The sequence below is a fragment of the Citrobacter sp. KTE30 genome, from assembly GCF_000398825.1.
Classification (GTDB): Bacteria; Pseudomonadota; Gammaproteobacteria; order Enterobacterales; family Enterobacteriaceae; genus Citrobacter; species Citrobacter freundii.
This window is the reverse complement of sequence record NZ_KB976055.1, coordinates 2,839,542-2,855,661: the sequence shown is the minus strand read 5'-3', so window position 1 is coordinate 2,855,661 and position 16,120 is coordinate 2,839,542. Positions and strand designations below refer to the sequence as shown.

The window sequence follows — 16,120 nt, the reverse complement described above, 5'->3', positions numbered from 1 at the left end:
CCGTAACTGAAGATGACGACTGACAATGGGTAAGACGAACGACTGGCTGGATTTCGATCTGCTGGCGGAAGACAAATTGCGCGACGCGCTAAAACCGCCATCTATGTATAAAGTGATATTAGTCAATGATGATTACACTCCGATGGAGTTTGTTATTGACGTGTTACAAAAATTCTTTTCTTATGATGTAGAACGTGCAACGCAACTGATGCTTGCAGTTCACTATCAAGGCAAAGCGATTTGCGGCGTGTTTACTGCCGAAGTGGCTGAAACCAAAGTAGCGATGGTGAACAAATATGCGAGGGAGAACGAGCATCCGTTGCTGTGTACGCTGGAAAAAGCCTGAATGCAGGCATAAACATTGGGGGAGGTGCCTATGCTCAATCAAGAACTGGAACTCAGTTTAAACATGGCTTTCGCCAGAGCGCGCGAGCACCGACATGAGTTTATGACCGTCGAGCACTTGTTACTGGCGTTGCTCAGTAACCCGTCGGCCCGCGAAGCGCTGGAAGCGTGTTCTGTGGATCTGGTGGCGCTCCGTCAGGAACTCGAAGCCTTCATTGAACAGACCACACCTGTATTGCCTGCCAGTGAGGAAGAGCGCGACACGCAGCCGACGTTGAGTTTTCAGCGTGTACTGCAACGTGCGGTCTTTCATGTTCAGTCCTCCGGACGCAATGAAGTTACCGGCGCAAATGTGCTGGTTGCTATCTTCAGCGAGCAGGAATCTCAGGCGGCTTATCTGCTGCGTAAGCATGAAGTAAGTCGTCTTGATGTGGTGAATTTTATCTCTCATGGCACGCGTAAAGACGAACCCAGCCAGTCTTCTGACTCTGGGAATCAGCCAAATAACGAAGAGCAAGCTGGCGGGGAGGACCGTATGGAGAACTTCACGACTAACCTTAACCAGCTTGCCCGAGTGGGCGGAATTGATCCGCTCATTGGCCGGGACAAAGAGCTGGAGCGCGCCATTCAGGTACTGTGCCGTCGCAGAAAAAACAACCCGCTGCTCGTGGGAGAGTCCGGTGTCGGTAAAACCGCCATTGCCGAAGGCCTCGCCTGGCGTATCGTCCAGGGTGATGTGCCTGAAATCATGGCTGATTGTACCCTTTACTCCCTGGATATCGGCTCGCTGCTGGCAGGCACTAAATATCGCGGTGATTTTGAGAAACGCTTTAAGGCGCTGCTGAAACAGCTGGAACAGGATACTAACAGCATTCTGTTTATCGATGAGATCCACACCATTATCGGTGCGGGTGCGGCATCGGGCGGCCAGGTGGATGCGGCTAACCTGATCAAGCCGTTGCTCTCCAGCGGTAAGATCCGTGTTATAGGCTCCACAACCTATCAGGAATTCAGCAATATCTTTGAAAAGGACCGCGCGTTAGCGCGCCGTTTCCAGAAAATCGATGTCACTGAGCCATCGGTAGAAGAGACCGTGCAGATAATCAATGGTCTGAAGCCGAAATACGAAGCGCACCATGACGTCCGCTATACCGCCAAAGCGGTGCGTGCAGCGGTCGAACTGGCGGTGAAATACATTAACGATCGTCATCTGCCGGATAAAGCGATTGACGTGATTGATGAGGCGGGCGCACGTGCGCGTCTGATGCCGGTCAGCAAGCGCAAGAAAACCGTCAACGTGGCGGATATTGAGTCCGTAGTCGCCCGCATTGCGCGGATCCCGGAGAAGAGCGTATCGCAGAGCGATCGCGACACGCTGAAAAACTTGGGCAACCGTTTGAAAATGCTGGTATTCGGACAGGATAAAGCCATTGAGGCGCTGACTGAAGCGATCAAAATGAGCCGTGCCGGTCTGGGACACGAGCATAAGCCTGTCGGTTCGTTCCTTTTTGCCGGACCAACTGGCGTCGGTAAGACCGAAGTCACGGTGCAGCTCTCCAAAGCCCTCGGCATTGAACTGCTGCGTTTTGATATGTCCGAGTACATGGAACGCCACACGGTCAGCCGTCTGATTGGTGCGCCTCCAGGATATGTCGGTTTTGACCAGGGCGGTTTGCTGACTGATGCTGTTATTAAGCATCCGCATGCGGTACTGCTGCTGGATGAAATCGAAAAAGCGCACCCGGATGTCTTTAACCTGTTGCTGCAGGTGATGGATAACGGCACGCTGACCGACAATAACGGGCGTAAAGCGGATTTCCGCAACGTGGTGCTGGTCATGACCACCAACGCTGGTGTACGTGAAACTGAGCGTAAATCGATTGGGTTGATTCATCAGGACAACAGTACTGATGCGATGGGCGAAATCAAAAAAGTGTTTACGCCGGAATTCCGTAACCGTCTCGACAACATTATCTGGTTCGATCATCTCTCTACCGAGGTGATTCATCAGGTTGTTGATAAGTTTATCGTCGAGCTTCAGGTTCAGCTGGATCAGAAAGGTGTCTCTCTTGAAGTGAGTCAGGAAGCACGTGACTGGCTGGCAGAGAAAGGCTATGACCGCGCAATGGGCGCACGTCCAATGACGCGTGTTGTCCAGGATAACCTGAAAAAACCATTGGCTAACGAACTGCTGTTCGGTTCGCTTGTGGATGGCGGTCAGGTGACCGTTGCGCTGGATAAAGAGAAAAATGAGCTGACCTATGGTTTCCAGAGTGCACAAAAGCACAAGCCAGAAGCAGCACATTAATCTTTAATCACCTAATGAGCCGGGCGTAATGCCCGGTTTTTTTTCGCCTGAAAGTAAAGATTTGAATTGGGGAGATTCGGAGAGTTTAAATGGCAGGCAAAAAATAAGCCTGCGTAAGGGAGATTACGCAGGCTAAGGAGGTGGTTCCTGGTACAGCTAGCATTTATGGGTTATGTTTTTCAGCGGAGGGGATAATACCCTTAATGAACGAAACGGTATGTGATCGATTTCTAAGAATCTTCCGAACGCTGAAAAATAACCGTAATTAACTACTTAGCATGCGGGTTTCGTGTGGACTCGCTGGCAAAATTACGCATCAACAATGCATAATTCAGATCGATATCCTCTGGTACAGGCATCCACACGGTGTAACCATCGCCCGGCGCAACTGGCATGGCTTCGCCTTTCGCGTTTTCCATCTGCTCGAGAGTAAAGTTGATGTTGCCCTGTGGGGTCATCAGCTCCAGGCTGTCGCCGACGGTGAATTTGTTTTTTACCTGCACGGCCGCCAGTTCACCTTTACGTTCGCCGGTGAATTCGCCGACAAACTGCTGACGCTCGGAAACAGAGAAGCCGTATTCGTAGTTTTGATAGTCGTCATGTGTATGGCGGCGCAGGAACCCTTCGGTGTAACCACGATGCGCCAGGCCTTCCAGCGTTTCCAGCAGTTGCGGGTCGAACGGTTTACCGGCTGTGGCATCATCAATGGCTTTACGATAGACCTGCGCGGTACGTGCACAGTAATAGTACGACTTGGTGCGGCCTTCGATCTTCAGGGAATGCACGCCCATCTGCGTCAGGCGCTCAACGTGGGCAATGGCACGCAAATCCTTCGAGTTCATGATGTAAGTGCCGTGTTCGTCTTCGAATGCGGTCATGTACTCACCCGGGCGCTGGGCTTCCTCAATCATAAAGACTTTGTCTGTTGGTGCGCCAATACCCAGCGTGGGTTCGACGTTTTGTACCGGGATAGGCTCGTACTTATGCACGATATTGCCCACTACATCTTCTTTCCCTTCCTGCACGTTGTATTCCCAGCGGCAGGCATTGGTACAGGTACCCTGGTTTGGGTCACGCTTGTTGATGTAGCCAGAGAGCAGGCAACGGCCGGAGTAAGCCATGCACAGCGCGCCGTGAACGAAGATCTCAAGCTCCATATCCGGCACCTGGGTGCGGATCTCTTCAATCTCTTCCAGCGACAGCTCACGGGAGAGGATCACGCGGGTCAGCCCCATCTGCTTCCAGAATTTCACCGTCGCCCAGTTTACGGCGTTAGCCTGTACCGAAAGGTGAATGTCCATGTCAGGGAAGTTTTCGCGCACCAGCATAATCAGACCAGGGTCTGACATGATCAGTGCATCCGGCCCCATTTCCACCACCGGTTTCAGATCACGAATGAAGGTCTTCAGCTTGGCATTATGTGGGGCAATGTTAACCACCACATAGAATTTTTTACCCAGTTCATGGGCTTCATTAATACCGAGCTGCAGGTTTTCGTGGTTGAATTCGTTGTTGCGTACGCGCAGTGAGTAACGCGGTTGGCCCGCATACACAGCGTCTGCGCCATAGGCGAAAGCGTAACGCATGTTTTTCAGCGTTCCCGCCGGGGAAAGGAGTTCCGGTTTAAACATAATTTTCTCGTTCTGATGACAGGTCAGACTCGCCTCACTCAATGAGGCGGTTAGGGGAGTGCCCCCATATTAAGGGCGGGCATTGTAGCGCTGCAGGGAAGGCAGGTAAAGAAAAACGCCGGGCGACAGCGTTGCGTTACCCGGCTGAGCGAGTAATTATCAGGTCTTATCTTTTATCGTCTGACTGACACCATTGGTCTTAACCGAAGTAATACCGGTCTCGCGTGACTGTTCATTTGCATACAGTTGACCGCTACCAATAATCTGGTGGTTTGCAGCTTTCAGGTTGAAATGTAATTTTCCATTAGCCGCTGTTTTTTTCTCATAACGCTCATCCAGAGGGCTGTTAGCCTGGACAGATGCGATCCCTTTTTCCGCAGCGCCTTTGGTAGTGTAAAGCTCGCTGGTAAGGATTATTTCCCCGTTCCCAGCTTTAAGAACAAAGCGGTACTGATCATCGCTACTTTTACTTAATTCAAACCAACCAGCCATATGAACTCCTTGATTAAAAGTTTTAGATCAAACAGTTATTGACGACAGTGTTGTCAGAAAGAGTATGAGCGATATTTGGAGAGTTGCTAGTCACCAGGGCCCCATGGAGCAGCGGGCCCTGAAGGGCAGGAGTGTTTAAGCAATTCGGCAGGCGTCGGCTTCCCAGCGATACCCCACGCCATAGACCGCGCGGATAAACGACTGCTCAGCATCCAGCGACTCCAGCTTGCGTCGCAGGTTCTTAATATGGCTGTCGATGGTGCGGTCGGTAACGACGCGATAATCGTCATAGAGATGGTTAAGTAATTGTTCTCGGGAGAATACTTTTCCCGGCTCATGTGACAACGTTTTAAGTAAGCGGAATTCGGCGGGCGTTAAATCGAGCATCTTCCCACGCCAGGAGGCCTGAAAACGGCCTTCATCGACGATAAGCGGGCTTTCTGCATCCATTTGTTGTAGTTCGCGCTGCGGTTTGCATCGGCGCAGGATCGTTTTAACACGCGCGACGACTTCGCGCGGGCTGTACGGTTTACAAATATAATCATCTGCACCGATCTCCAGCCCCAGCAGGCGATCAATCTCTTCGATTTTAGCGGTTACCATCATGATGGGGACTTCTGAGAAGCGGCGGATTTCCCGACACAGGGTCAGACCATCGGTACCGGGCAGCATCAGATCCAACAAGATCAGATCGGGCGGTGTTTGGCGCACGTAAGGCAGAACCAGGTCGCCGTGGCTGATGAGCGTAGGAGCGTAGCTCGCTGCCCGCAGGTAGTCGATGAGCAGTTGCCCCAGCTTGGGTTCGTCTTCCACGATCAGAATACGCGGTGTGTTTTCATCAATGGGTAACTCAGTCATACATCTCTCTGTAAATCGCGTTCCAGCGGTAACTCTACTGTAATGCTAACCCCACCAAAAGGCGAATGGGCGGCGCGGATCAGACCATTATGCGCTTGTACGATATTGACGCAAATCGCCAGCCCCAGTCCGGAACCTCCGCTGGCGCGGTTACGCGAGCCTTCGGTGCGATAAAATCGTTCAAACAGCTTCTGTAACTGCTCGTCACTTACGCCGGGAGCGGAATCTGCGAAGGTTAATAACACCATACGTTCGCGTTGTTCGGCGCTGATGTGCAGCCCGCCACCGCTGTCGGTATAACGCAGACTGTTTTCCAGCAGATTGTTGAACAACTGCATCAGACGATCCCTGTCGCCAAATACCGTCATGCTGTCCGGGAGCGAGAGTTGAAGCGTTAGTCCACGACTGGCAAAGCGTTCACGAAATGCGCCGCTTGCCACCTCAAGCAGCGGGATAAGATCCAGCGATGATTTCTGATAGGCCAGCGCACCTTCATCTGACATGGAGAGCTGATGGAGGTCGTCAACCAGTTTGGTGAGCGTACCCACTTCAGCCTGCAAAGAGGCAACGGAGTCGGGCGTGAACTGGCGGACACCATCCTGAATGGCCTCCAGTTCACCGCGCAACACCGCCAACGGCGTGCGCAGTTCGTGAGAAATGTCGGCCATAAAGTCACGACGCATCTGCTGGTTTTTTTCCAACGTACTGGCGAGCTGGTTGAAGTCCTGAGCCAGCTTGCCTAGCTCATCCGTACTGGTTGGCGTAACGCGAGTGGTGAAATCGCCCGCCGCCAGTTTGTGCGTGCCTTCTACCAACCGTTTAACCGGGGCCAGCAGGCTGCGCGCCAGCGTAAACGTTGCCAGTGCTGCCAGGATCGTGGAGAGCGCGACAATAAGCCAGCTGGAACGTCTTTGCTGCATGTCGAAATTGATATCGGTATTACGCGTTAAACGCTCCACCGGAGAGGCAATCACAGCACCCACTTCGCTACCGTTGACGCGGATGGGATGGCGCATACCGTCGCGGGGGACAGGAGCCCGCGGGCCGACCAGTACGTGGGCATTTTGATCGACAACCCAAAACTGTGTACGCCAGCCGTGTGGCGGCATGCCTGGACCCGGTTTATCATCGTCGTTGTCGTGTTCAAAAGAGCGCAGGATCTGGAAAACAAAACGATCGTTATTGCGTAAGAATCGCCAGTTGCCGTGCTGCGCGTACTGCTCGCTTAACGCGTCGCTGAGCATTTGCAGCCGCTGTTCGTTACCGTGCTTAATATAGTCGATAAAACCGCGTTCGAAGCTTATGCGTACGGCCCAGTGCATGCTGATCAGCAACACAATGCAGGTGGCGAAAATCGCCAGAAACAGTTTGCCGGTGATACCGGGCCGCCAAAACTTCATCAGATGCTCCTTTTGCGTCGTGAAATCACCGCATTGGTTTGCGTGTCGTTCGGCACGCGGGCAAAAATAATGGCGGGCAGCGCAATAATGAATGCAATGCACAACCAGGTATACATAAAGACGCTATGCGTACTACCGCTGTCGATGGCGATATGCTGCTGGCCAAACATGCCTAACAGCAGGCCCGCGATGGTCACCCCGATACTCATCGACAGCTGCATGATCATCGACAGCAAGCTGTTGCCGCTGCTGGCGAGATCGTCAGGCAGATCTTTTAACGTCAGGGTATTCATGGATGAAAAGCGCGTTGAGTTGACCATTCCCTGTAAAAACAGCACGAAGGGCAGGGCGTAATACCAGCCCAGCAGTGCCGTGGTCATTAGCAACAGACTGACCAGCGACAGGCCAAGCGTGGTGGTAATCAGTACGCGACGGTAACCAAAGCGGTTAACGACCTGCACCACAATGCGCTTCATGCCCATACTGCCCAGCACCATCGGGATCATCATCAGTCCGGCATGAAACGGTGAAAAACCGAGGCCAATCTGTAAAAACACCGGCGTCATAAACGGCAGCATACCGCTGCCGATGCGTCCGGCAAAACTGCCGAACAGACCTAGCGAGAAGGTCGATGTGCGAAACAGATTCAGGCTAAACAGCGCGCGGGGATTTCGATGGGCGTGTTTCAGATACAGCGCAATAGCCAGCACCCCGCAGATGACCAACGCCGCCAGCGTGATACTGGAGAGTCCGGTTCCTTTGCTGCCATCGAGCGCCAGCGTCAGAACCGCCATACCGACCGCCAGCATCGCGAATCCGGAGAGGTCGAAGCGTCGGGTTTGCATGGTGTAGTTGGGCATCAACATTAACGTCGCTATCGCGCCGACAATGCCTACCGGAATGTTAATCAAAAAGATCCAGTGCCAGGAGGCGTATTCAACCAGAATTCCGCCTAACGCTGGGCCCAGCAGCGGGCCGATTTGACCGGGTAAAGTGACAAGCGTCATCGCCGCCATATATTGCTCACGCGGGACGATTTTCATCACCGTCAGCCTGCCGACTGGCACCATCATCGCACCGCCAACGCCTTGTAAGACGCGCGCCATCACCAGCTCGTTGAGCGTGCTGGACCAGGCGCAAAACAGCGAACCAAGCGTAAACAGGATAATGGCGGTGAAGAAGATATTACGCACGCCAACTTTGTCCGCCAGCCATCCGCTGGCGGGCAGCATCACGGCAACGGTTAAAACATATGACACTATGACCATATGCATGTGTAACGGGCTTTCCCCGAGGCTTGCCGCCATCGAGGGAAGCGCGGTATTAACGATGGTGGTATCCAGCGACTGCATAAAAAAGCCAAATGCCACAATCCAAAGTTGCCAGCGGGTGCTGTCGGGAAGTTCTGTCATAACTCTGCTACCGGTTTGCTGTTTTTACGCGAAAAACGCAGACGCAGACGGTCGAAAAAGAGATAGACCACAGGCGTGGTGTACAGCGTCAGGAGCTGGCTCACGACCAGTCCACCGACAATGGTTATCCCCAACGGCTGGCGCAGCTCGGAGCCATCCCCTGCGGATAACACCAACGGCAGTGCACCAAACAACGCCGCCAGCGTGGTCATCATTATTGGGCGAAAGCGCAACAGGCAGGCCTGGAAAATAGCTTCTTCCGGCTGCAGCCTACCGTTTCTCTGCGCTTCCAGCGCAAAATCGACCATCATGATGGCGTTTTTCTTCACAATTCCAATTAATAGCATGATCCCTATCAGGGCGATTAGGCTGAACGGGGCATTGAACAGCTCCAGCGCCAGCAAAGCCCCGACCCCTGCCGAAGGTAGCGTGGAGAGAATGGTCAGCGGATGTACATAGCTTTCATACAGCATACCCAGCACAATGTAGACTGTGGCGATGGCGGCGATTATCAGGATCACCTGCGAGTTCATAGTGTCCTGAAATACCTGGGCGGTACCGGCAAAGCTGCCACGAACCGTGGAGGGGACGCCGAGCTGGGTCATGGTTCTGTTGATGGCCTCTGTCGCTTCTGACAGTGAAGAACCTGTCGGCAGGTTAAAAGAAACGGTTGAGGCGGCGGACAAGCCCTGATGGTTCACAGACAGTGGGGCATTCGCTGGCTGCCATTTGGCAAAGTACGATAACGGGATCGCTTTACCGTCATTGTTGATGACGAACATTTTGTCCAGTGCGCTGATGTCCTGGGTGTAACGTCGATCGACCTCCATCACCACTTTGTACTGGTTCATCGGCTGATAGATGGTTGAAATTTGTCGCTGACCAAAGGCGTTATTCAGCAGGCTGTTGGCGGCTGCCACGTCGATCCCAAGACGAGACATGGTGTCGCGATCGTAAATCAGATTCATCTCCGCGCCATTGTCCTGCTGATCGGAGTTGACGTCCGCCAGTTGGGGCAGGGCGGCAAGCGCCTTACGGATCTTCGGTTCCCACTCACGCAGCGCCGCCAGATCGTCGGACAGCAATGTGTATTGATAGCTGGCGTTGGCCTGCCGTCCGCCAACGCGGATGTCCTGCACCGCCATCAGAAACAGATTCGCACCTGGTTCTTTTGAAAGCGCAACGCGTAGGCGGTCGATCACCTGCTGAGCGGTTTCACGGCGCTCATCGCGTGGCTTGAGGGTAATAAACATCATTCCGCTGTTAACCCGTGACCCACCGGTAAAGCCGGTGACATTGTTCACCGCGGGATCGTCGCGGATGATCTTCATAAAATCCTGCAGTTTACCGCGCATCGCCTGGAAAGAGATGCTCTGGTCAGCCTGGATCCCTCCCATCAATACGCCCGTATCCTGCTCCGGGAAGAAGGTTTTGGGGATGGAAATATAAAGCCAGATATTCAGCGCAATGGTGCCGAGTAATACCACGCCGACCAGTCGCGTGTGGCGCAGTACCCATTTAAGTGAAGTGCCGTAGCTTTGCTGCAGCGCTACCAGCACGCGACCAAATCCCCGTTTACGCGACTGTTCACGCGGGGCGCTGGATTTAAGCATCCAGCCGCACATCATTGGCGTTAATGTCAGCGACACCAGAAGCGAGATACCGATGGCAACCGACAGCGTGACGGCAAATTCGCGCAGCAGGCGTCCAGGCAATCCGCCCATTAACAGCAGCGGCAGGAATACCGCCACCAGCGACAGGCTCATGGAAAGCACGGTGAATCCCACTTCGCGCGTACCCTGTAACGCCGCCTGGAGTGGCTTCATTCCCGCTTCCAGGTGGCGGGCAATATTTTCCAGCACCACGATGGCGTCATCTACGACAAATCCCGTGGCAATGGTTAACGCCATCAACGACAGGTTGTTCAGGCTGAATCCGCACAGATACATGGCGGCAAAGGTACCGATCAGCGAGACCGGAACCGCTACCGCGGGGATCAGAGTCGCACGCCCGGATCGCAGGAAAACAAAGACCACCAGGATAACCAGCGCCACGGAGATAATCAGCGTCTGTTCGACTTCCTCTAGTGAAGCGCGAATGGTCGGTGAACGGTCCTGGGCGATTTGCAGATCGATGGCGGCCGGGACCAGCGTTTGTAACTCCGGTAATTTGGCGCGAATGCTATCTACCGTCTGAATAATATTGGCTTCCGGTAGCTTGCGGATCATCAGCAGAATGGCCGGTTTGGCGTTGGTCATCCCCGCGTTACGAACGTCCTGTACAGAGTCGGTTATAGACGCAACATCACCCAGTCGCACCGCTGCGCCGTTGTTATAGTGGATGATAATAGGTTGATATTCGGCGGCGGTTTTCAGCTCATCGTTAGTTTGTACCTGCCAGCGATGGGTATCATTCTCGATAGCACCCTGCGGCTTACGCACGTTGGCATTGTCGATCGCGCTACGCACGTCGTCCAGCGACACGCCCTGGTTAAACAGCGCCTGCGGGTTGAGTCCTACCCGCACGGCAGGCAGAGAACTGCCTCCAACGTCCACGTCGCCCACACCGTCGATTTGCGCGATGGTCTGCGCCAGTTGTGTTGATGCGAAATCGTACAGTTCACCCTGCGAGTAAGTGTCCGACGTCAGCGTCAGGATCATGATTGGCGCATCGGAAGGGTTAGCTTTGCGATACGTTGGTCGGCTCGGCATCCCGCTGGGCAGCAGGCTTTGCGCGGCGTTAATCGCGGCCTGAACGTCCCGCGCCGCGCCATTGATGTCACGGTCGAATTTGAATTCGAGAATAATACGCGTACTGCCAAGCGAACTACTCGAAGTCATTTCGTTTACGCCCGCGATGCGGCCCAGCGAGCGCTCCAGCGGAGTTGCGACCGAAGACGCCATCGTTTCAGGGGAGGCACCGGGTAATGATGCGCTGACCATAATCACCGGAAAATCCACCTGCGGCAGCGGAGCGACCGGCAGCAGACGAAAGCCCAGAATACCGCACAGGGTGATAGCCACCGAAATGAGAATGGTCGCCACCGGCCGATGAATGAAAAGCGCGAAAAATTTCATTTACGCTTCCTCTTCCTGACGCGGGAAACGGCTTTTCACATACAGCGACAGACGGTCAAACAGCAGATAAATTACCGGAGTGGTAAACAGGGTTAATACCTGACTCACAAGCAGTCCACCGACCATGCCAATGCCTAACGGACGGCGTAACTCTGCGCCCACGCCGGTACTTAACATCAGCGGCAACGCGCCGAGCAGTGCCGCCAGCGTAGTCATCAGAATTGGGCGGAAACGCAGCAGACAGGCCTGGAAAATAGCATCGCGCGGCGCCATGCCTTGTTCGCGCTCCGCGGCAAGGGCAAAGTCGATCATCATGATGGCGTTTTTCTTGACGATACCGATGAGCAAAATAATGCCAATAATCGCGATGACGTCCAGTTCGCTGCCGGCAATCATTAACGCCAGCAGTGCCCCGACGCCCGCCGTCGGCAGCGTGGAGAGAATAGTAATTGGGTGAATAAAGCTCTCATACAGCACGCCGAGGACGATATACATCGCGACAACCGCAGCCACAATCAACCAGATGGTATTTCCCAGCGCGGCCTGGAAGGCGAGCGTGCTACCCTGGAACTGGGTCGTAATATTTGCGGGCAGGTTAAGCGTTTTTTCGGCGTCCAGAATCGCCTGTACCGCATCACCCAGCGAATGTTCGTCTGGCACGTTGAACGAGATGGTGGTGACCGGGAACTGATCGAGGTGGTTAATCGACAGCGGGGCAAAACGCTGTTCAATACTGGCGATCGCGCTGAGCGGTACTATGCCACCGTCGCTACTGGTCAGACGTATTGTATCCAGTGCCGCAAGCCCCGGCGTATTGTTGGTGTTATGTTCTAACACCACGCGATATTGATTTGCCTGGGTGTAAATAGTCGAAATCAAACGCTGGCCGAAGGCGTTGTACAGGGCGTTGTCGACATCTGACATGCTGATGCCCAAACGGCTTGCACTGTCGCGATTGACGTTCACATACGCTACCAGCCCTTTGTCCTGCCAGTCGCTGCTGACGTCGGACAGTTGCGGTAGCTGATTTAGTTTTGCTATCAGCTGTGGCACCCAGGTGCTGAGGGCATCAAGGGATGTCGCTTGCAGCGTGAATTGATATTGCGTCCGGCTCACCTGAGTATCAATCGTCAGATCCTGAGTAGGCTGAAGATAAAGGTCAACTCCGGGAACCCTGTCAACCGCGTCCTGTAAGCGCGCAATCACTTTCTGCACCCGATCGTCACGTTCATCCAGTGGTTTAAGGTTGATTTGCAAACGCGCACTGTTCAATGCCGGATTAGTACCATCCACACCGACAAAAGCGGTCAGGCTCTCTACCGCCGGATCTTTAAGGATGACATCTGAAACCTGACGCTGGCGCTCGGCCATGCTGGCGAATGAGCTGGACTGCGGTGCCTGTAGCGTACCCTGGATAATGCCGTTGTCCTGGATTGGGAAGAAACCTTTGGGGATGAAAACCCATAGCATGACGCTCAATGTCAGCGTGCCGAGCGCTACGCTCAGCGTCAGCCACGGGTGGTTAAGTACTTTTGCCAGCCAATGACCGTACCCGGCGATGACGCGATCAAACATTCGCTCTGAGGCGCGGGAGAAGCGATTTTGCTTACGCAATGAGGCCTGATTCAGCATACGCGCGCACATCATCGGCGTAAGAGTGAGCGAGACAACGGCAGAAATCAGAATCGCCACCGCCAGCGTAACGGCGAATTCACGGAACAAGCGCCCGACGATATCGCCCATGAATAGCAGTGGGATCAATACCGCAATCAATGAAAACGTCAGAGAGATGATGGTAAAACCAATCTCGCCTGCGCCCTTCAGGGCAGCAGTCAGCGGTTTTTCGCCTTTTTCGATATAGCGTGAAATATTCTCGATAACCACGATAGCGTCATCCACAACAAAGCCTGTCGCGATGGTTAGCGCCATTAAGGTCAGGTTGTTGATGGAGAAATCAAGAAATACCATCACCGCGAAGGTGCCGATTAACGACAACGGTACGGCAACTGCAGGAATAATCGTCGCCGGAACATTGCGCAGAAACAGGTAGATAATCATCACCACCAGCGCTATCGCCAGCATCAACTCGAACTGGGTGTCTGCAACAGAGGCACGAATATTGGTGGTACGATCGGAAAGTACGCTGACCTTAACCGATTTGGGCAGGCTTTCGGTGAGTTGTGGCAGCATCTGGCGGATACTGTCTGCCGTGGCGATGATGTTCGCCCCAGGCTGGCGCTGCACATTCATCACTATAGCTTGTTGCTTATTTGCCCATGCACCCAGCCAGCTGTTTTCTGCTCCTTGTTCGACGGTAGCGACATCGCCCAGACGAACCGGCGCACCGTTTTTATAGGCAATAATGAGCTGACGATATTCATCTGCGGACTGCATCTGGTCGTTAGCTGAAAGGGTAACGGCGCGCGTTGGGCCATCAAGACTCCCTTTTGCTGAATTGACGTTGGCACCGGTAATGGCCGTACGGATGGTTTCGCTGGTCAGACCGAGTGCGGCAATGGCCTGAGCGTTAAGTTTCACGCGGACCGCCGGACGTTGCCCACCGGAAAGTGTTACCAGACCCACGCCGGATACCTGAGAGATTTTCTGCGCGACGCGGGTTTCGACCATATCTTCCACCTGCGTCATCGGCATGGCGCTGGAAGTGACCGCCAGCGTCATGATCGGCGGATCTGCCGGGTTTACCTTGCTGTAGACCGGAGGGTTAGGTAGATCGCTAGGTAATAAATTGGTGGCGGCGTTAATCGCGGCCTGAACTTCTTGCTCGGCAACATCCAGCGGGAGCGTCAGTTGAAACTGTAACGTAACGACCGATGCGCCACCGGAGCTTTGTGATGACATCTGTTTTAAGCCAGACATCTGGCCAAACTGACGTTCAAGCGGCGCGGTTACCGCCGAGGTCATAACGTCCGGGCTGGCGCCAGGGTAGAGCGTAACGACCTGAATCGTGGGGTAATCCACTTCAGGTAAGGCGGCGATTGGCAGGAAGCGATAACCGATAATACCGGCAAGCAAAATCGCGACCATCAGCAGCGTAGTGGCGACGGGGCGCAGAATGAACAGGCGCGATGGTCCGCCTGTGTTGTCCGGAGGTAACACCTGCATCAGGAGTTGGCTCCTTTTTTGCCGTATCCGCGTGGCGCTGTTTTCTCATCGGAAACAGAGGCGTCGTGCGCCTCAACGACTTCGACTTTTGCGCCTTCCGTCAGACGGTCAATACCGTCAGTCACGACCCGATCGCCTGCGGACAACCCAGCGGCGATCACCACTTTTTGGCTGTCCTGAATACCCGGTTTAACCAGATGCTTGCTCACTTTATTGTCGCTGTTCAGTACCCAGACAAAGTGCCCTTCGTTGCCCATCTGCAGGGCTGCTGTTGGGATCACAACGGCATTTTGCTGTGTGTCGACCAGCATGCGGGCGTTGACGAACTGGTTAGGGAATAACGCATCATCCTGATTGTTAAAACGGGCTTTAACTTTGATGGTTCCTGTAGTGGCATCAATCTGATTGTCGAGACTGAGCAGGACGCCTTCACTCAGTTTTTGTGAATTGGTTCGGTCCCAGGCTTCGACCTTCAGCTGGCTCCCCGATTTTTGTGCCTGCAACACGGTAGCAATGTCGTTTTCAGGCAAAGTAAATATCAGGTCGATGGGATGAGTTTGCGTAATGACGACGATCCCGGTGGTATCGCCGCTGGAAATTTGGTTACCGACATCGACCTGCTTCAGGCCGACACGACCATCGACAGGTGCGGTTATCCGGCTCCAGTCGAGCTGCAACTGAGCGCTGGCGACACTGGCTTCATCCGCTTTGATTGTGCCTAACGTCTCATTGACCAGCGCCTGCTGGGCATCCAGCTCCTGGCGGGAGACCAGATTGGTTTTAACCAACTGTTGATAGCGGGCAAGATCGCGACGGGCATTCGCCAGCGTGGCTTTATCTTTTGCCAGTTGTCCCTGCGCCTGAGCCAGAGCGACTTTGAACTGGCTGGGATCTATCTCTGCCAGCAGGTCGCCGGCTTTTACCTGTTGTCCTTCCTCAAAGTGTAAGGCAATGAGCTGACCGTCCACCCGGCTACGTACCGTGGCGGTATTGGCGGCAGTAATGGTACCCAGCCCTGTCAGGTAACGTGGAACGGCTTCCTCGGTGGCGGTGGCAGCCTGCACGGGAGCCAACGGTCCGGAGCGCATTCCACGGCGTGCCGACCCAGGCGTGTGCTGCGCTGGTTTGGTAGCGCCCGGTGCGGTTTCCTGGGAAGCGCTGCGGCTTTGCCAGAACCAGATGGCGGTGACGGCGGCCACGACGATCACGATTGCTATCACCCAGCGGGATTTATTACTGCCTTTCATTGTTATGAGTTTCTCATCCTGAAACGATTCGCGGAATGATACTAGTTTAGCCAGCGAACAAGGGAGAAAAATGGAGGAATTATGAAACACTGTCGGGATTCGTCTGAATGCTGACGCGGCTTTGCGAGGCGTTACGCAACAATTTGCGGCGAAAATAGCGAATGCGTCATTGCGCGTTAGAGTGCGGTCAAGGCAAAAGGAGGTAAGCCAGAGATTTCAGCGGGACG

The 16,120-nt window shown here is 54.0% G+C and carries 10 protein-coding genes; 2 read left to right on the top strand and 8 right to left on the bottom strand.

Features of this window, described 5'->3' with window-relative positions:
* The first annotated feature begins 25 nt into the window (after positions 1 to 25).
* Positions 26 to 346 carry an ATP-dependent Clp protease adapter ClpS gene (gene clpS / locus WC1_RS09345; protein WP_003036810.1) on the top strand — a complete coding sequence of 107 codons (321 nt, stop codon included), beginning with the start codon at positions 26 to 28 and terminating at the stop codon, positions 344 to 346.
* A 30-nt stretch (positions 347 to 376) separates the two neighbouring features.
* Positions 377 to 2,653, top strand: coding sequence for an ATP-dependent Clp protease ATP-binding subunit ClpA (gene clpA / locus WC1_RS09350; RefSeq protein WP_003036804.1), 2,277 nt, complete (start codon positions 377 to 379; stop codon positions 2,651 to 2,653).
* 269 nt (positions 2,654 to 2,922) lie between these two features.
* Here the strand turns inward: clpA and yegQ are convergent, their stop codons facing one another.
* From yegQ to WC1_RS09390, 8 genes are all read right to left on the bottom strand, one after another.
* A complete protein-coding gene (yegQ, locus tag WC1_RS09355) occupies positions 2,923 to 4,284 on the bottom strand; it encodes a prephenate-dependent tRNA uridine(34) hydroxylase TrhP (protein WP_016150619.1) in 1,362 nt (453 codons plus the stop codon).
* 159 nt (positions 4,285 to 4,443) lie between these two features.
* Positions 4,444 to 4,776 carry a YegP family protein gene (locus WC1_RS09360; RefSeq protein WP_016150618.1) on the bottom strand — a complete coding sequence of 111 codons (333 nt, stop codon included), beginning with the start codon at positions 4,774 to 4,776 and terminating at the stop codon, positions 4,444 to 4,446.
* A gap of 135 nt (positions 4,777 to 4,911) precedes the next feature.
* A complete protein-coding gene (baeR, locus tag WC1_RS09365; RefSeq protein ID WP_003036797.1) occupies positions 4,912 to 5,634 on the bottom strand; it encodes an envelope stress response regulator BaeR in 723 nt (240 codons plus the stop codon).
* Positions 5,631 to 7,034, bottom strand: coding sequence for an envelope stress sensor histidine kinase BaeS (baeS, locus tag WC1_RS09370; protein WP_003841761.1), 1,404 nt, complete (start codon positions 7,032 to 7,034; stop codon positions 5,631 to 5,633). Before baeS ends, baeR begins: the two co-directional genes overlap by 4 nt.
* Entirely contained in the window at positions 7,034 to 8,446 is a 1,413-nt protein-coding gene (locus WC1_RS09375; protein ID WP_016150617.1) for an MFS transporter, read from the bottom strand. The genes baeS and WC1_RS09375 overlap by 1 nt, the downstream gene beginning before the upstream one ends.
* Positions 8,443 to 11,523, bottom strand: a complete 3,081-nt coding sequence (mdtC, locus tag WC1_RS09380; protein ID WP_016150616.1) for a multidrug efflux RND transporter permease subunit MdtC — start codon at positions 11,521 to 11,523, stop codon at positions 8,443 to 8,445. The genes WC1_RS09375 and mdtC overlap by 4 nt, the downstream gene beginning before the upstream one ends.
* Positions 11,524 to 14,646 carry an MdtB/MuxB family multidrug efflux RND transporter permease subunit gene (locus WC1_RS09385; RefSeq protein WP_016150615.1) on the bottom strand — a complete coding sequence of 1,041 codons (3,123 nt, stop codon included), beginning with the start codon at positions 14,644 to 14,646 and terminating at the stop codon, positions 11,524 to 11,526.
* Complete coding sequence (locus WC1_RS09390) at positions 14,646 to 15,893, bottom strand: MdtA/MuxA family multidrug efflux RND transporter periplasmic adaptor subunit (protein ID WP_016150614.1); 1,248 nt, start codon at positions 15,891 to 15,893, stop codon at positions 14,646 to 14,648. Before WC1_RS09390 ends, WC1_RS09385 begins: the two co-directional genes overlap by 1 nt.
* Positions 15,894 to 16,120 lie beyond the last annotated feature (227 nt).